We start from the raw sequence: 17867 nt of genomic DNA, 5'->3' as shown, positions 1-17867 counted from the left end.
GTGAACGGCAAACACCATAGCGCGGATGCCAGCGCAAAGACAAACACACCGAACTGGCAGCGCAGCAGAAAACGAAAGCCAAAACCAAACCAAAAACCGCCGGAGGCACAGTTCCCCAATAGCCGCCTCCCGCTTTTTGTGTTTTACTTTTCGTCACAAACAACAAAAACAAAGCAAAAAAGCACCCCAACCGTACCGGACCCTCCAGCAGGCAGGCGGTAGCAAGTGAACAACGGGCCCGAGCCGGTCTCACCCCACCCGGGGCTCAATACAAGAGCGTCCCCTAGGAGACAGTTCATGGCGATCAGCATCAGTCTGACGGTGAACGGTTCACCCGTTACCGCGAACGTCGAGCCGCACACCCTGCTTGTCCAGTTTCTACGAGAACAATTGCGGCTGACAGGAACGCACGTCGGCTGCGATACCGCGCAATGCGGCGCGTGCACGGTTCATCTGAACGGCCGCGCGATCAAATCCTGCAACATGCTCGCCGTGCAGGCAGAAGACCAGGAAATCACCACGATCGAAGGGCTGTCGAAAAACGGCGAACTGCATCCGATGCAGGCCGCTTTCCGCGAATGCCACGGCCTGCAGTGCGGCTTCTGCACGCCAGGCATGGTGATGAGCGCGACCGCGCTGGTTGCGACTAATCCGAACCTCACGGAAGACGAAGTGCGCCGTCAGCTCGACGGCAACCTGTGCCGCTGTACGGGCTACCACAACATCGTCAAGGCCGTCGTTCAGGGCGCTGCCGGCATGCAAGCCGACGCGTCTTCGAAAGCCGCCACGACCGCCTGAGGAGCCCTCCATGAACGCACCCGATTCGCACCGCATGGTGGGCATGCCCGTCAGGCGCAAGGAAGACTATCGCTTCCTCACCGGCAACGGCCAGTACACCGACGACATCGTCCTGCCCGGTCAGACCTACGCCGTATTCCTGCGCTCGCCCCACGCGCACGCACGCATCACACGTATCGACACCACCGCCGCGAAGCAGTCGCCCGGCGTCGTCGCGATTTTTACCGGCGCGGATCTCACCGCTGAAAACGTCGGCGGGTTGCCGTGCGGCTGGTTGATCCACAGCATCGACGGCAAACCGATGCACGAGCCGCCGCATCCCGTGATTGCGCATACGAAAGTGCGCCACGTCGGCGACCAGGTCGCGCTCGTGATCGCCGATTCGGTGAAAGCCGCAAAAGATGCCGCCGAACTGATCGAAGTCGATTACGCCGAACTGCCCGCCGTGATCGACACCACGCACGCGTCCGATGCCGGCCAGCCCGCCGTCCACGACGAAGTGCCCGACAACACCTGCTACACGTGGGGCCACGGCGACAAGGCGGCCACGGATGCCGCGTTCGCCAAGGCGCATCACGTGACGACGCTCGATATCGTCAACAACCGCCTCATCCCGAACGCGATCGAGCCGCGCGCCGTCAACGCCAGCTACGCGCCGCAGGACGACAGCTACACCGTGTATGTGGCGAATCAGAATCCGCACGTCGAACGGCTGTTGATGGCGGCATTCGTGCTGTCGCTGCCGGAATCGAAAGTGCGCGTGATCGCGCCCGATGTCGGCGGCGGCTTCGGCTCGAAGATTTTCCTGTACGCGGAAGACGTCGCGCTGACGTGGGCGTCGAAGAAAATTCGCCGTCCGGTGAAGTGGACGGCCGAACGTTCCGAGGCGTTTCTATCGGACGCACACGGCCGCGATCACGTGACGAAAGCCGAACTGGCGATGGACGCCGACGGCAAGTTCCTCGCGATGCGCGTGCACACGATCGCGAACATGGGCGCGTATCTGTCGACCTTCGCCTCCAGCGTGCCGACCATCCTGTACGCGACGCTGCTCGCCGGCCAGTACGCAACACCCGCGATCTACGCCGAAGTGAAAGCGGTCTTCACGAACACGGTGCCTGTCGATGCATATCGCGGCGCCGGCCGTCCCGAGGCGACGTACGTAGTCGAGCGCCTCGTCGAAACGGCGGCTCGCGACATGAACATAGACCCCGCTGAAATCCGCCGCCGCAACTTCATCCGCTCGTTCCCGTACGCGACGCCCGTCGGCCTCACGTACGACACGGGCGACTACGAACCGTGTCTGGACCGCGCGATGGAACTCGCGGACGTCAAAGGCTTCGCCGCCCGCAGGCAGGAATCGGAGAAGAACGGCAAGCGTCGCGGACTCGGCTACTCGTGCTACATCGAAGCGTGCGGTCTCGCGCCGTCGAACATCGCGGGCGCGCTCGGCGCGCGCGCGGGACTGTTCGAAGCGGGCGAAGTGCGCGTGCATCCGACGGGCTCCGTCACCGTCTTCACCGGCTCGCACAGTCACGGCCAGGGCCACGAGACCACGTTCGCGCAGGTCGTGTCCGACCGCCTAGGCGTGCCGATCGACAACATCGATATCGTGCACGGCGACACCGGGCGGATTCCGTTCGGCATGGGCACGTATGGCTCGCGTTCGATCGCAGTCGGCGGCTCGGCCATCATGAAGGCGCTCGACAAGATCGAATCGAAAGCGAAGAAGATCGCGGCGCATCTGCTCGAAGCATCGGCGGATGACATCGAGTTCAAGGACGGCACGTTCCGCGTCGCCGGCACCGACCGCACGAAAACCTTCGCCGACGTGTCGCTCGCCGCCTACGTGCCGCACAACTATCCGCTCGACAAGCTCGAGCCGGGTCTCGACGAAAGCGCGTTCTACGATCCGACCAACTTCACTTATCCGGCGGGCGCGTATATCTGCGAAGTCGAAGTGGACGTCGATACGGGCGAGACGCGCATCCAGCGCTTCACGGCCGTCGACGACTTCGGCAACGTGATCAATCCGATGATCGTCGAAGGACAGGTGCACGGTGGTCTTGGCCAGGGTATCGGCCAGGCAATGCTGGAGCGCTGCGTGTACGACAAGGACACCGGCCAGCTGCTGTCCGGTTCGTACATGGACTATGCGATGCCGCACGCGTCCGATCTGCCGTCGTTCACCGTCGAAACCGCGAAAGGCACGCCGTGCACGCACAATCCGCTCGGCGTGAAGGGCTGCGGCGAAGCGGGCGCGATCGGCTCGCCGCCTGCCGTGATCAACGCGATCATCGACGCGCTCGCGCCGCTCGGCGTCACGGACCTGCAGATGCCGGCCACGCCGCATCGCGTGTGGTCCGCGATTCACGCTGCACAAAACTCACGTCCCTGAGCGGAGGCCGACATGTATTCATTCGACTATCAACGTGCAGCCGATCCGAAGAGCGCCGTGTCCGGCCTGAGCGCCGACAGCGAGGCAAAGTATCTGGCGGGCGGACAAAGCCTGTTGCCGACGATGCGCCTGCGTCTCGCGCAGCCATCGAAGCTGATCGACATCACGCGCATTCCGCAGTTGAAGGAGATTCGCGTCGAGCCGACCAAAGTGACGGTCGGCGCGGCCGTCTGCCATGCGGACGTGGCGAGTCACGCGGATGTGCAGCGCGTGTTGCCGGTGCTCGCGTTTCTCGCGGGGCATATCGGCGACCGGCAAGTGCGCTCGCTCGGCACGATCGGCGGATCGATCGCGAACAACGATCCCGCGGCGGATTATCCTGCCGCCGTGCTCGGCCTCGATGGAACGGTCGTCACCGACCGGCGACGCATTTCAGCGACGGATTTCTTCGTCGGTATGTATGAAACCGCGTTGCAGCCCGACGAACTGATCGTCGCCGTCGAGTTTCCGGTGCCGGAGAAAGCCGCGTACGAGAAGTTCAGGAATCCGGCGTCGCACTTTGCGTTGACGGGCGTGTTCGTCGCGAAGACGGCCAACGGTGTGCGCGTCGCGATCACGGGCGCGGCGTCGTCGGTGTTTCGCGCGACAGACATGGAGAACGCGCTCGCCGCGAACTTCACGGAAGCTGCCGCGCGCGGCGTGACGATCGCACCGGACGACCTCAACACCGACATGCACGCGAGCGCCGAATATCGCGCTCACCTGATACCCGTGCTGACGGCGCGCGCGGTGCGAGCCGCAAACGGCTAGCGGACGCGGCGTGCGGCGCGTTTGAGCACCCGAGGCCCGGCGCGTCCGGGCCATTTCGTTTATCGGGTTTGTCCAGCTTCTTCAGTGTTCGAGCGATGCAAGCCGAAGTGCCAGGGAGGACCATGCAGCCCGCTTCAATCGACGACACCCTCGCCCAGCTCGGCACGCAAGGCTACTTCGCGAGCCGCGAGCTGGCGACCGCGCTCTTTCTCGCGCTGCGCATGGAACGGCCGCTGTTCGTCGAAGGCGAGCCGGGTGTCGGCAAGACGGAATTGGCCAAGGCAGCGGCGGGCATGCTTGGCACGTCGATGCTGCGGCTGCAATGCTATGAAGGGCTCGATACGGCGAGCGCGCTGTACGAGTGGGACTATCCGCGGCAGATCATGGCGCTGCGGCTCGCCGAAGCGGCCGGCGAGAAGCCCGACAGCAGCACGCTGTATCGCAGCGAATTCCTGTTGAAGCGCCCGCTGCTGCAGGCACTCATGCCAGATGAGCATCATCCCGGCGCGCGGCGCGTGCTGCTGATCGATGAGATCGACCGCGCCGACGAGCCGTTCGAGGCGTTCCTGCTCGAACTGCTGTCGGATTTTCAGGTGTCCATTCCCGAATACGGCACGGTGCGCGCCGAGCATCCACCACTCGTCGTGATGACGTCGAATCGCACGCGCGAAGTGCACGACGCGTTGAAGCGCCGCTGTTTGTATCAGTGGATCGGTTACCCCGACCGCGAACGCGAGCTGGCGATCGTCGCGGCGCGCGCGCCCGAGACGGGCGAAGCGCTGCAACGCCGTGCCGTCGATTTCGTGCATCGGCTGCGCGGCATGGATCTGTTCAAGGCGCCGGGTATCGCGGAGACGATCGACTGGTGCCGCGCGCTCGCTGCGCTCACCGTCACCGAACTCGATCCGCAATCGGTCCACGACACGCTCGGCGTGCTGCTCAAGTATCAGGACGACCTCGCGCGATTCGACGCCGAACAGATTCGCCAATGTCTTGCGGCGGCGGAGTAGCGTCGATGATGCCCGTCAGCGATCCCAACACCGCGACGCTCGCACGCAACGTCGTGCACTTCGTGCGGTTGTTGCGCGGCGCGGGCTTGCCGATGTCGCCCGCACAGGCCGTCGATGCGCTAGAAGCATTGCGCTGGATCGATCTCGACCGGCGCGACGACGTGCGCGCGGCGCTCGCCGCGTTGCTGTTGTGCGCGCCCGACGAGCGCGACCTCTTCAACGCCGCGTTCGATCTCTTCTGGCGCGATCCCGATTGGGAAGGCAAGCTGCGCGCGCTGCTTCTGCCGAAGGTGACGAGCGGCATCCCGCCGCCGAAGCGCAACAACCGGCTCGCCGACGCGCTCGCCGTGCATCACGCGAAGCAGCGCAAGCAAACCGAGCAAGCCGCCGACAAGGACCGCCACCAACTGCACGCGCACGTGACGTTCAGCGCCGAAGAGCGTCTGCGTCATCGCGATTTCGACACGCTTACCGCAGACGAATGGCGCACGCTGCGTCACCTGATTCGCGCGCAGCGCCTGCCGCTCGCGATGGAGCCGACGCGCCGGCTGAAAGCGGCGTCGCGCGGCACGCATGCGGATCTGCGCGCGAGCGCGCGACATGCCGTGCGCGCGGGCGGCGACTGGACCGTGTGGAAGTATCGCGCGGTGGTCGCGCGCAAGCCGCCGCTCGTGCTGCTGCTCGATATTTCCGGGTCGATGAGCAGCTATTCGCGTGCCGTGCTGTACTTCTGCCATGCGCTGCTGCAATCGCGCGAACGCCTGCAGGTGTTTCTGTTCGGCACGCGCCTCACCAATGCGACGCGTGCGCTAAAAGAACGCGATCCCGATGTCGCGATTGCTGCGCTCGCGGATCAGGTGGTCGACTGGTCGGGCGGCACCCGCATCGGCGCGGCGCTCGCCGAATTCAACCGCCGTTGGGCACGCCGAGTGCTGACAGGCAGGGCGACCGTGCTGCTCGTCACCGATGGCCTCGATCACGAAGCCATCGACGTGCTCGAAACCGAAATGGCCCGCCTGCGCCGCTTCGCGCATCGCATCGTGTGGCTCAATCCGTTGTTGCGTTACCGCGAGTTCTCGCCGAAGGCGCGCGGCGTACAGGCGATGCTGCCGTTCGTCGATGCGCACAAGCCAGTTCACAATCTCGACAGCCTGGCTGCGTTCGGCCGCGATCTCGCGCAATTGACGCGCGTGTCCCGCGATGCCGCGCGCGCCGCGATATCTGAAGGAGCGACGTCATGGAGCTGACCGAAACCTACACGCTACTCGTGCCGCAGCAGCGCGCATGGGAAGCGCTCAACGACATGGAGATTTTGCGCGCGTCGATTCCCGGCTGCGACAGCATCGAACCGGACGGCGAGAACGCGTACGCCGTCGCGTTGAGCGCGGCCGTCGGACCGGTGAAGGCGCGCTTCAAGGGCCGCATGGAACTCACCAATATCGACGCGCCTCACACGTATACGATCGTGTTCGAAGGCCAGGGCGGCGCGGCTGGCTTCGGTAAAGGGCAAACGCATGTGACGCTCGAACCCGACGGCGACGAAGCGACGACGCTCACCTACACGGCGACTGCGCAAGTCGGCGGCAAGCTCGCGCAGATCGGCTCGCGGCTCGTCGACGGCGCGGCGCGCAAGCTCGCGGGTGAGTTTTTCAGGCGCTTCGGCGAGCAATTGACGGGCGGCAGTGGCGATGTGCAGGCAGAATCGGGGGTTTCAGGCGACACTGCTAGTCCTGTCGATGACGGCGAAGCCGCCGCCGACGGCAGTGGCGAAGAACCGAAGAGGAAGAAATCATGGACAGCGTGGATCTCGAAGTCCTGAAGTCCAGCGCGCGCTGGCTCGAACAGGGACATCGCGCGCTACTCGTGACGGTCGTGAAGACGTGGGGCTCGTCGCCGCGTCCCGAGGGCGCGATGCTCGTCGTGCGCGAAGATGGCGCGGTGGTGGGTTCGGTGTCGGGCGGCTGTATCGAAGACGATCTGATCGATCGCGTGCGTCAGCGCGGAATCGAGCAGACGAAGCCTGAAGCGGTGAAGTACGGCATTTCAGCCGAAGAGGCGCATCGCTTCGGTTTGCCGTGCGGCGGGACCATTCAGCTTGTGCTGGAGCCTTTGACGGAGGCGAGCGGCATCGCTGAACTGTGCGATGCCGTTGAAGACGGACGGCTCGTCGCGCGCACGCTCGATATGGAAACGGGTGTCGCGCGTTTGGGTCCCGCGCAAGCAACGGATGGCGTGGACTTCAACGACACGCGTCTGCTGACGATACATGGCCCGCGTTATCGGATGCTGGTGATCGGGGCTGGGCAACTGTCGCGTTATCTGTGCAATATCGCGGTCGGGCTCGACTATCAAGTGACAGTGTGCGATCCGCGCGAAGAGTACACGGATGAATGGGACGTGCCGGGCACCAAGGTCGTTCGTACGATGCCCGACGATACCGTGCTCGATATGAAGCTCGATGAGCGCTGCGCCGTGATCGCGCTCACACATGATCCGAAGCTCGATGATCTTGCGCTGATGGAAGCGTTGAAAACGCCTGCGTTTTACGTCGGCGCGTTGGGCTCGCGGCGCAATAACGCGGCGCGGCGCGAAAGGCTCAAGGAGTTCGATCTCACCGAGACGGAACTCGCGCGGCTGCATGGGCCGGTTGGGATTTATATCGGCAGCAGAACGCCGCCTGAGATCGCTGTGTCGATTCTTGCCGAAGTGACGGCGGCCAAGAATGGCGTGTCGCTGCCGACGCTGCTGCAGGTCGAAGGCGCCAAGGCGGCGCGTGAGATTGCGGCTAGTGGGGGAGCGGCTTGTAGTATTCCGGAGTAGCTTTTCTTATGCATTCGAACGCGATCTTAGGCACGGTTCGCGTTCGGATTCCCCGATTCTGTTGACCAACGTGTTTTGAGATATCGCTCACGGCTTGACGATATGTTTGCTAACCGATAGATTTATCGCCGTTCAAAATAATTAGCATAACGACGCTTTAAAAATCCCAGTAAAACAAAATATCAGGAGGAAATCCGTTGGCAAGAAATTTCGAGGAGCTGCGCGCGATGATGTCGCCTGAGTCGCGAGCGCGCTCTGAAGCGCTAGCTCAGAAACTCAGAGCCGAAATGCCGCAGCATAACGTGAGGTACGCGTGCAGTTTGTCCCGTGTGGCGCTGGCAAAACGGCTTAAGGTCGGACGGGGTGGCGTCGCTGTGCTCGAACAGCAGACGGACATCTACATTTCGGCGTTGCGCGACAGTATTCAGGCTTTGGGCGGCAAGCTGGAGATCACCGCCCGGTTTGAAGAAGGCGATGTGAATATCGCCAGCTTCGCGCAAATCAGAGAGCCCGATTACGACGACTGACGGGGCACCATAGAAATCACATCAACCCACAAACCACCGCCGCCACGATCGACCCGCCGATCAGCACGACACCCACGGTCCGCCGCTTATTGAGTTCCGTCCACAGCAGCACGCCCGTCAGCGACAGCAGAATCAGACTGCCCGCGATCGTATCGATCAACAGCATCCAACCGACGCTCAACCCAACGCCCTTATGCAGGTTGTTCATCGTGCCGAGAAACGAGTTTTGCGTGCGCTTCACCGACACGAAGCCGTTGCCCACCCAATACTCGGCCTGCACGTTCTGCCCCGGAGCGGCGATCGCAAGCTGCCAGAACTCCGGCTGCACGGCGCTTTGATCGCCCCACGCGACGGGGTGCGCGGGCTCGCGGCGCGCCCTGCCCGGCTTGCCGTCGATATGCAGTTCGTCCTTCAGCCAGTGCGCCATGTCGCCGGGCGACTTGAAGCCCTTCTGCGGCAACGCGATCTGCAACTGCTCGACCTGCGGCTCGCCTGACGACACCTTCAGCGGTCCCGCGCGGTGATTCAACAGAAAGCCCGTCACGCCGAACAGCAGCCCGAGCACGGCGCCCCATAGCCCCACCCAGCCATGCACCTTGCGCAGCCACTTGATGAAGTTCGCGCGCCGCGAGCGCTGACGCCGCGCGGCCAGCTCGTCCGCGTCCAGCTGCTGGACGGCAGCAGGCATCACGCCCGCGCGGGCAGCAGGCTTCAGTTCGATCGATTCGGGCGCGTTCATCGTGTTCCTGGCAAGACGGGTCGTGCGTCACCGGCGTGCGGCAACGTTGGAATGGAAACTGGAAATGTCGTTCCGGAGCGGAAAGACGGATGCCCGAAGCGCGCTTGCCACGTGACAGATGGCAGCTATGGCATTCCGGGCAAAAGCAGAATGGTCATCGAAGAGCTGGCTGGCTGATTCGTCTCAGCAAGTTCCTTGCATGGAACCAGAGTAGAAAGATGGCGATTAGCTGGCGACGCCCTTCAGATGAGAATAACTATCATTACACAGAATGTAATTTCTTTCAATCCCGAAGGCTTAGGCCGGCTTCCGGAAAATGTTGCCGTTGTGTGCGGTTTGCCCGCTTGACACAAACGTCGTGTGATTTTGAAGTGTGAGGTGCGACAGAACTAGACCAATTCCTTCGGACGCCTGATTCCCCATGCGCCTTTTCACGATCTTCCGTATCGCGATGGCTGCTTGCGCCTTTTGCACAGGCGCGGCCCGCGCTGCCGACCAGGCGGCTAACAACGCAGGCCTGACCACACTGAACGCCGCAACGGCCGCGCCCATCGAGCCATACACGAACGAACGCGAAACACAGACCTTCACGGTAAACGCCGACGGCTCCTATACGAAGATCGACGAAATGACGCTGCGCGTGAATAACGAGGCGGGCGTCGCGCGTGTCGCGCAGTACTACATCTGGTTCAACCGCAACATGGCGAGCGTCGACATTCTGGAGGCGTACACGACATCCGCCGACGGCACGCGCCACGACGTGCGCCCCGAGCAGATTCGCGACGTGCAGGAAGCGCGTTCATTCGATGCGCCGATGTTTCAGGACATCCTCGAAAAGGTGATCGTGTTTCCCGCCGTCGAGCCGGGTGCGCGCGTGCACCTGACGTATCGGAAGACGCAGATGCAGCCGATCGTGCCGGGTCATTTCAGCGACTTCACACCGCCCGATCTAGCGCCGACTCACAACTTCCGCCTCGTCTACGATCTGCCCGCCGACAAGCCGCTTTACGCCGACGCGCGCGGCTTCACCGCACTGCCGCCGTCGACGAAGAACGACCGCACGCGCTATGAGTTCCGCTACGACAAGGCGCATTTCGCGCGGCTAGAATATGGATCGATTGCGTACGTGAGCTATGGCGACCGGCTGATGGTCTCGACGTTTCCCGACTACGCCGCGTTCGCCGCCAAGTATCGCGAATCGGCCGTCGATGCCAGCGGCAGCGATCCGGCAATCGTCGGACTGGCCCGCTCGCTCACCGCCGGCGATCAGACGCCGCGTGCAAAAGCCAGGACGCTCTACGACTGGGTGCGCAAGAACGTGCGCTATGTCGCCGTCAACATCGGACGCGGCGCGGTCGTGCCGCATCGCGCGACGGAAATCCTCGCGCTGCGTTATGGCGACTGCAAGGACCACGTCGCGCTGTATGGCGCGCTGCTCGACGCCATCGGCATCCGCAACGAGCCCGCGCTGATCAGCAGCGGCACGATCTACACGCTGCCCGACGTGCCCGGCTACGGCGTGCTGAATCACGTGATCACGTGGCTGCCCGAGCTTCAGCTATACGCCGATTCGACCGCGCCGAACGTCGAGTTCGGCTATCTGCCGTCCACCGACATGAACCGCCCCGTCGTGCTCGTCAACGCAGGCGTGCTGTCGCGCACACCGTCGACGGCCACGATGTCGCGCACCACCGATCTGTCGATCAACGTCGCGCACGATGGCTCCGCGACCTTCGTCTACCGGCTGGAATCCGTGGGTTGGGCGGCAGAACAGGGACGCGCGCTACTGCGCATGCAAACGCCTGCGCAGCGCGAAGAGTCGCTCCAGGCGGAACTGCGCTTCGTGAACCTCTCGGGCACAGCAACGCTATCGACCAGCAACCTCAACGCAACAGACGGCCCACTGTCGCTCACGATGAAAGGCAAACTCGAAGACTTCGTCGTGCCTGGCACGGCGGCATCGATTCCGGCGCTGACGAGCTTCGTCGGCGGATTTCAGTCGGACGCGCGCTACTGGCTCGGCGAACGGCAGCGCACGCAGCCTTTCGTGTGTCGCAATGTCGAGTTGCACGAGCGCACGCAGATTGCACTGCCTGCAAATTTTCGCGTGCTCGATGTGCCGGAAGCAATGGCCGCGCGAGACCGCTTCATCGACTATCGCTCGACCTATTCGTACGACGCGATCGCAAATGTCATCACCGTGACGCGCGACGGGACCACACGTTTTGGCAGCGAGGTCTGCTCGCCGGAAGATTTCACGCAGATGCGCGCGGGCATCGAAACGATCGGCCGCGACGTGCGCGCGCAAGTGATCGTGCGCTCGACAGTTGCGGATGCGGCACGCGGCGCTTCATCGATGCAATCGACACCGTCACGCGTGATCGCCGGATCCCCAGCCCGCGCTCAATCCGCCGACTGACGAGCGCGACACACGCTCAAGCATCACACCGGCCAGAGCGGCCCTTCCTGCATCGCGCCGACCTGCTCGCGCAGCTCGAGAATGCGGTCTTCCCAATAGCGTTGCGAGTTGAACCACGGAAACGCGGCGGGAAATGCCGGATCGTCCCAACGACGCGCGAGCCACGCCGAGTAGTGAATCAGCCTCAAGGTCCGCAACGCTTCGATCAGATGCAGTTCGCGCTGATCGAAGTCGCAGAAGTCCTCATAGCCCGCAAGCAGATCCGTCAACGCGCGCGACGCCTCGTTGCGTTCGCCCGGCAGCAGCAGCCACAGATCCTGAATGGCGGGGCCCATGCGGCTGTCGTCGAAATCGACGAAATGCGGGCCTGCGTCGGTCCACAGCACATTGCTCGGATGACAGTCGCCGTGCATGCGCAACTGGCGCACGTCGCCTGCACGTTCGAAAGCCTGCTCGACGCCTTCCAATGCCATGTTCACAACCGCTTCCCACGCAACCCGCACGTCAGCGGGCACGAAGTCTTGAGAGAGCAGATAGTCGCGGGGCTCGTAGCCGAAGGTGTGGATGTCGAGCGTCGGGCGCGCCGCGTAGTTCACCGTCTGACCAACCGCATGAATGCGCCCGATAAACCGGCCAAGCCATTCGAGCGTGTCCTTGCGGTCGAGATCGGGCGCGCGGCCGCCGCGCCGCTCGAAGATGGAAAAGCGAAAGCCGTCGAATGTGTGCAGCGTGCGGCCATCGAGCGTGCGCGCCGGCACGGCCGGAATCTCTCGCTCGCACAGCTCCGCGACAAAGGCGTGCTCTTCGAGAATCGCTTCGTCGGTCCAGCGCTCCGGCCGATAGAACTTCACGACGACAGGCGGCCCGTCTTCGACGCCAACCTGATACACGCGATTCTCGTAGCTGTTGAGCGGCAGCATGCGCCCGTCCGTGCGCACGCCTACCGTGTCGAGCGCGCTATCTAGCGCGTCCAGCACGACTTCCGGCGTGAGGCGGGCGAAGGGAACGGCGTGGCCGTCCTGCGGGGTGGGAATCTCGGGAGTGTCTTCGTTCATGCCCGCATTGTGCGCCGTGCCGCGCGCAAAAACGAGCGCCAGTGTCACTCGCGATGCGTCGGCCGCTCAGCGGCGCCGCATCTCGTCAATCACGACAGCAGGCAAGAAGACCGCGATCAATGTATCTGCGCGCCAGCGGGGCGGACGAATTCGCCCGTGTCGATCAGATCCTCGAGGAAAAAGGGTTCCGTGTTCAGTATCTTCGACGTTCCCGGCTCGCCGGCGTACCACGCCACCATCGCCATGTCGCCAAGAATGCGCATCACGATCCCGCGTGCACCTTGTGGCACGGCGATATGCACGGATCGAACAATAGAACCGACTTGCATGATGTTTCCCCGTTCTCCCAATTGCCGGCTTGTTTGGGACTGTGCCGGTCAACGTGATGATAAAAGCGCCGCAACATCCGGATGGTTGCGTACGCACCTGAATCCTAAAAACCAGGGGCTAGGATCGACTCGCATTCCATCCGGCACACATGCGCCGGGCGAACCCCTGAACCCGATTGTTGCCCTTCCGGGCATTTTGGCAAAGTAAAAAGTAAGGCCTCGTGAGGCATCCGTTCCGTCAATTCGACTTACGAAACCCTAACTGTAACGACCCGTAACAGGCTCATCATAAACCGGACCGCACGGTAGTCTCAAAAATGTCGATGTAAGCTACGATACGCGTTATATTCCTGTCGCGCACGGCCGGCCGGGCCGCCGTCGCGCAATGCTCGCTGCCGCCAGAAGCAGCGGCTCCCGCCCTCACCGGACCGCCCTGTTCATGTGGATCGTTCGTCTCGCGCTGCGGCGCCCCTATACGTTTGTCGTGCTCGCGCTGCTGCTGCTGATCATCGGCCCACTGACGATCCTGCGCACGCCTACCGACATCTTCCCGAACATCGACATTCCCGTGCTGTCGGTGATCTGGACGTACAACGGCCTGCCTGCCGACGAGATGGAAAAGCGCATCGTGCTGAACTACGAGCGCGGGCTGTCCGTCGCGGTGAACGATATCGAGCACGTCGAATCGACTTCGCTCAACGGTATCGCCGTCGTCAAGATCTTCTTTCAGCCGCACGCGAACATCAACGAAGCGCTCGCACAAGTCACGGCACTGTCGCAAACGCAGCTTCGCTCGCTGCCGCCCGGCATCACGCCGCCGAACATACTGCGCTACAACGCATCCACCGTGCCTATCCTGCGGCTGTCGCTGTCGTCGCCGTCGCTCACCGAACAGGAACTGTTCGACTACGGTAATAACTTCCTGAAGACTCAGCTCGCGACCGTGCCGGGCGCGTCGGCGCCGCTGCCGTACGGCGGCAAGCAGCGCCAGATCATGGTCGATATCGATTCGCGCAAGCTGCAGGAGCGCAATCTGTCGCCGATGGATGTGGTGAATTCGATCACCGCACAGAACCTGATCGTGCCGACAGGCACCGCGAAAATCGGCTCGACGGAATATTCGGTGCAGTTGAATGCGAGCCCCGATTCGCTCGCAGGCCTGAACAACATTCCCATCAAATCGGGGCCGAACGGCACCGTCTATATTCGCGACGTCGCGCATGTGCGCGACGGTTATCAGCCGCAGACCAACATCGTGCGCGTGGACGGTCAGCGCGCATCGCTCTTGACCATCAACAAGAGCGGCAACACATCCACTCTGGAAATCGTCGATCGCATCAAGACCATGATGCCGGCGCTGCGCAATCTCGTGCCCGAGTCGCTGAACATCGATCCCGTCGCGGATCAGTCGCTGTTCGTGCGCGCATCGGTGCAAGGCGTGCTGCGCGAAGCGCTGATCGCCGCGTGCCTGACGGGCCTGATGATTCTGCTGTTCCTCGGCAACTGGCGCGCAACGCTGATCATCGCCGTGTCGATCCCGCTGTCGATGATCACGTCGATCATCGCGCTGTCCACGCTCGGCGAAACGATCAACATCATGACCTTGGGCGGGCTGGCGCTCGCCGTCGGTATTCTCGTCGACGACGCGACGGTCGCGATCGAGAACATCAGTCACCAGCTCGAACAGGGCAAGAATCTCGAACAGGCAATTCTCGACGGCGCGCATCAGATAGCGATTCCAACGCTGGTTTCTACGCTGTCGATCTGTATCGTGTTTGTGCCGATGTTCCTGCTGACGGGCGTCGCGCACTATCTGTTCATCCCGCTCGCGGAAGCCGTCGTGTTCGCGATGCTCGCGTCGTACTTCTTCTCGCGAACGCTGGTGCCGACGCTCGCGAAGTATCTGCTGCGCCATCACCATCGTCCCGCCGACTTCCATCATTCGCATGAGACGCGCAACCCGTTCATGCGCGTGCACCTCGCGTTCGAGCGCGGCTTTGCGAATCTGCGCGGGCGTTATCGTGAGTTTCTCGTGGCACGCGTCGCGCGGCCCGGCCTCTTCGTGTCGGGCTTTCTCGCGTGCTGTCTGCTGTCGCTGCTGCTGATGCCGTTCCTTGGCCGCGACTTCTTTCCTGCCGTCGATGCCGGCACGATCGCGCTGCATCTGCGCGCGAAGACGGGCATGCGTGTCGAGGAAACGGCCGTCGTCACCGATCGCGTCGATGCGCGCATCCGCGAATTGATCCCGCGCGACGAGCTGCATTCGATCATCGACAACATCGGCTTGCCCGTATCGGGTATCAACCTGTCGTACAGCGCGACGGGCACAATCGGCACGTCGGATGCCGACATCCTGATCAGTCTGAACGCGGATCACAAGCCGACGGCCGAGTACGTGCGCCTGTTGCGCCGCACGCTGACCGACGAATTCCCTGGCGTGCAGTTCGCGTTCCTGCCCGCGGATATCGTCAGCCAGACGCTGAACTTCGGCATGCCGTCGCCGATCGACATTCAGATTGTAGGGCGCGACGTGCAGGGCAATCGCGCGTTCGCCGCGATGCTGCTCGACAAAATGCGCGCGATACCGGGCTTTGCCGACGCACGCATCCAGCAGCCGTCCGACCTGCCGCGCATCTTCGTCGACGTCGACCGCACGCGCGCGCAACAGGCGGGCTTCACGCAGCGCGACGTCGCGAGCAATCTGCTGATCACGCTGTCGGGCAGCCAGCAGACCACGCCGACGTTCTGGCTCAATCCGCGCAATGGCGTCAGTTACAACGTCATCACAGAGGCGCCGCAATACACGATCGATTCGCTGCAATCGCTCGCGAACATTCCGCTGAATGCGAACGGCCACACGAACATTCTCGGTGCGCTGTCGACGATGCGGCGCGAAGCCGGCAACGCCGTGCTCACGCATTACAACGCGCAAACCACGATCGATATCTACGGCACCGCCGACGGCCGCGATCTCGGCGCCGTCTCCGACGACATCCAGAAGATCATCGCCGACACCAAGGCACAATTACCGAAAGGCTCGTCGATCGAACTCCGCGGCCAGGTGCAGACGATGAACGACTCGTTCTCGGGCCTCTTCACCGGCCTCGTGTTCGCGATCGTGCTGGTGTATCTGCTGATCGTCGTGAATTTCCAGTCGTGGCTCGATCCGTTCATCATCATCACCGGACTGCCGGGCGCGCTGGCGGGCATCGTGTGGATGCTGTTTCTCACGCATACCACGCTGTCCATTCCGGCGTTGACGGGTGCGATCATGTGTATCGGCATCGCGACGGCGAACTCGATTCTCGTGATCAGCTTTGCGCGCGAGCAGTTGCTCGAACATGGCGACGCGACGCGCGCCGCCATCGAAGCGGGCTTCACGCGCTTTCGTCCCGTGCTGATGACGGCCCTCGCGATGGTGATCGGCATGGTGCCGATGGCGATCGGCCTCGGCGAAGGCGGCGAGCAGAATGCGCCGCTCGGGCGCGCGGTGATCGGCGGCTTGACCATCGGCACGATTGCGACGCTGGTGTTCGTGCCCGTAGTGTTTTCGATGATCTATCGACGGCTGTCGGAGCGACGCGCACGCGCCGCCGCGCATGTCGTCCAGAAGCCGCAATAAGGTGGCCGACGTGGCCACGGTCATAACAACGATGCGCAAGCACAGTATCTGGAGTTCTGATGGAAGGGAATCGTCCTGATGAGTCCGCGCCGCACGGGGAAGGCCCGCGCAGCTCATCGAACCGTTCGCGCTGGATCGTAATCGGCGCGGCGATCGTTGTGCTGGCGCTCGCTGCGCAGGGCATCTGGTCGCGTCACGACGCGCATGCCGCGCTGGAGCGCGACGCGCAGCATTCCGCGCAACTGAGCGTCGAAGTGGTGAAGCCGCAGAAATCCGCGGCGGCGCTCGATCTCGTGCTGCCCGGTAACGTGCAGGCGTTTCTCGATACGCCGATCTACGCGCGCACCAACGGCTATGTGAAGAAGTGGTACGCGGATATCGGCGCGCGCGTGAAGGCGGGGCAACTGCTCGCCGAAATCGACACGCCCGAAGTCGACGACCAGTTGAAGGCGGCGAGCGCCGATCTGGCCAACGCACAAGCGACCTACACGCTCGCGAAAAGTACCGCCGACCGCTGGTCGGAGATGCTTAGAAGCAATTCCGTCTCGAAGCAGGAAACCGACGAAAAAGTCGGCGACATGCTCGCGAAGAAAGGCACGCTCGACGCGGCGCGCTTCAATGTCGCGCGGCTCGAAAAGATGCAGTCGTTCCAGAAGGTCTACGCACCGTTCGACGGCATCGTGACCGCGCGCAACGTCGACGTTGGCGCGTTGATCGACGCCGGCAGCTCGGGCGGCCCGGCGAAGGAACTGTTCCATCTCGCTCAGGCCGACCGGCTACGCGTCTACGTGAACGTGCCGCAGGCTTACGCGCAGGAAGTGAAGGCTCAGCAGAGCGCGTTTCTGACGCTCACCGAAACGCCAGCGAAGCACTACCCCGGCACGGTCGCGCGCACGTCGGGCGCCGTCGATCAACAGCAGCGCACGATGCTCGTCGAAGTCGACGTCGACAACCGCAACGGCGATCTGCTGCCGGGCGCTTATGCGCAAGTGCACTTCGCGCTGAAGTCGCAGGCCGCCGCGCCGTACACGCTACCGGGTAACGCGTTCCTGTTCCGTCCGGACGGCGTGAAAGTCGCGACCGTCGATGCTCAGCAGCGCGTGAAGCTCGTCAAGGTCGCGCTCGGCACTGACTACGGCACGCGCGTCGCCATCGCCTCCGGGCTGACGGGCGACGAGCAGGTGATTCTGAATCCGCAGGATTCGATCGTCGATGGCGCGGCGGTGCGTATCGTGCATCCGAAAGCGGGCGGCGCAGCAGGTGCGTCCGGTGCTTCGGGCGCCTCTAGCGGCTCGTCTTCGTCGCAAAGCGAGCAGACTGCAAAGGCACAAGAGTGAGCA

The 17867-nt window shown here is 63.2% G+C and carries 14 protein-coding genes; 11 read left to right on the top strand and 3 right to left on the bottom strand.

The window, feature by feature from the left end; translation table 11 throughout:
* Positions 1–297: 297 nt before the first annotated feature.
* The 8 genes from C2L64_RS00480 to C2L64_RS00445 all read left to right on the top strand — a co-directional run bounded on the left by C2L64_RS00480 (position 298) and on the right by C2L64_RS00445 (position 8363).
* Positions 298–798, top strand: a complete 501-nt coding sequence (locus C2L64_RS00480) for a (2Fe-2S)-binding protein (RefSeq protein ID WP_079483996.1) — start codon at positions 298–300, stop codon at positions 796–798.
* A gap of 10 nt (positions 799–808) precedes the next feature.
* Entirely contained in the window at positions 809–3196 is a 2388-nt protein-coding gene (locus tag C2L64_RS00475; RefSeq protein WP_024162612.1) for a xanthine dehydrogenase family protein molybdopterin-binding subunit, read from the top strand.
* Positions 3197–3208: 12 nt separating this feature from the next.
* Positions 3209–4006 (top strand): FAD binding domain-containing protein, encoded by a 798-nt coding sequence (locus C2L64_RS00470; protein ID WP_086916803.1) that lies wholly within the window; start codon positions 3209–3211, stop codon positions 4004–4006.
* Between the two features lie 122 nt (positions 4007–4128).
* Positions 4129–5016: an AAA family ATPase gene (locus C2L64_RS00465; protein ID WP_086916802.1), complete on the top strand. Its 888-nt coding sequence runs from the start codon at positions 4129–4131 to the stop codon at positions 5014–5016.
* Positions 5017–5021: 5 nt separating this feature from the next.
* Positions 5022–6263, top strand: a complete 1242-nt coding sequence (locus tag C2L64_RS00460; protein ID WP_090834860.1) for a vWA domain-containing protein — start codon at positions 5022–5024, stop codon at positions 6261–6263.
* Positions 6254–6835, top strand: coding sequence for a CoxG family protein (locus tag C2L64_RS00455; protein WP_090834859.1), 582 nt, complete (start codon positions 6254–6256; stop codon positions 6833–6835). The genes C2L64_RS00460 and C2L64_RS00455 overlap by 10 nt, the downstream gene beginning before the upstream one ends.
* Positions 6808–7836, top strand: a complete 1029-nt coding sequence (locus tag C2L64_RS00450) for an XdhC family protein (RefSeq protein WP_090834858.1) — start codon at positions 6808–6810, stop codon at positions 7834–7836. The genes C2L64_RS00455 and C2L64_RS00450 overlap by 28 nt, the downstream gene beginning before the upstream one ends.
* 197 nt (positions 7837–8033) lie before the next feature.
* A complete protein-coding gene (locus C2L64_RS00445; protein WP_090834857.1) occupies positions 8034–8363 on the top strand; it encodes a transcriptional regulator in 330 nt (109 codons plus the stop codon).
* 16 nt (positions 8364–8379) lie between these two features.
* On the opposite strand, the gene C2L64_RS00440 is transcribed toward C2L64_RS00445, so the two are convergent.
* Entirely contained in the window at positions 8380–9102 is a 723-nt protein-coding gene (locus C2L64_RS00440; protein ID WP_090834856.1) for a PepSY-associated TM helix domain-containing protein, read from the bottom strand.
* A 421-nt stretch (positions 9103–9523) separates the two neighbouring features.
* Here C2L64_RS00440 and C2L64_RS00435 point away from each other — a divergent pair, with 421 nt between their 5' ends.
* Positions 9524–11521, top strand: a complete 1998-nt coding sequence (locus tag C2L64_RS00435; protein WP_090834855.1) for a DUF3857 domain-containing transglutaminase family protein — start codon at positions 9524–9526, stop codon at positions 11519–11521.
* Positions 11522–11544: 23 nt separating this feature from the next.
* Here C2L64_RS00435 and C2L64_RS00430 read toward each other — a convergent pair whose 3' ends face one another.
* Positions 11545–12576: a serine/threonine protein kinase gene (locus tag C2L64_RS00430; RefSeq protein ID WP_090835031.1), complete on the bottom strand. Its 1032-nt coding sequence runs from the start codon at positions 12574–12576 to the stop codon at positions 11545–11547.
* Positions 12577–12692: 116 nt separating this feature from the next.
* Complete coding sequence (locus C2L64_RS00425; protein ID WP_007582104.1) at positions 12693–12905, bottom strand: hypothetical protein; 213 nt, start codon at positions 12903–12905, stop codon at positions 12693–12695.
* 439 nt (positions 12906–13344) lie between these two features.
* Here C2L64_RS00425 and C2L64_RS00420 point away from each other — a divergent pair, with 439 nt between their 5' ends.
* Entirely contained in the window at positions 13345–16527 is a 3183-nt protein-coding gene (locus C2L64_RS00420; protein WP_090834854.1) for an efflux RND transporter permease subunit, read from the top strand.
* 59 nt (positions 16528–16586) lie between these two features.
* The gene (locus C2L64_RS00415) at positions 16587–17864 is read left to right on the top strand and encodes an efflux RND transporter periplasmic adaptor subunit (protein WP_079498419.1); all 1278 of its coding nucleotides are present in this window, start codon (positions 16587–16589) and stop codon (positions 17862–17864) included.
* Positions 17865–17867 lie beyond the last annotated feature (3 nt).

The organism is Paraburkholderia hospita (assembly GCF_002902965.1).
Lineage (GTDB): Bacteria > Pseudomonadota > Gammaproteobacteria > Burkholderiales > Burkholderiaceae > Paraburkholderia > Paraburkholderia hospita.
Note: the sequence above shows the minus strand (reverse complement) of the source record. Positions and strands in the feature narration are given on the sequence as shown.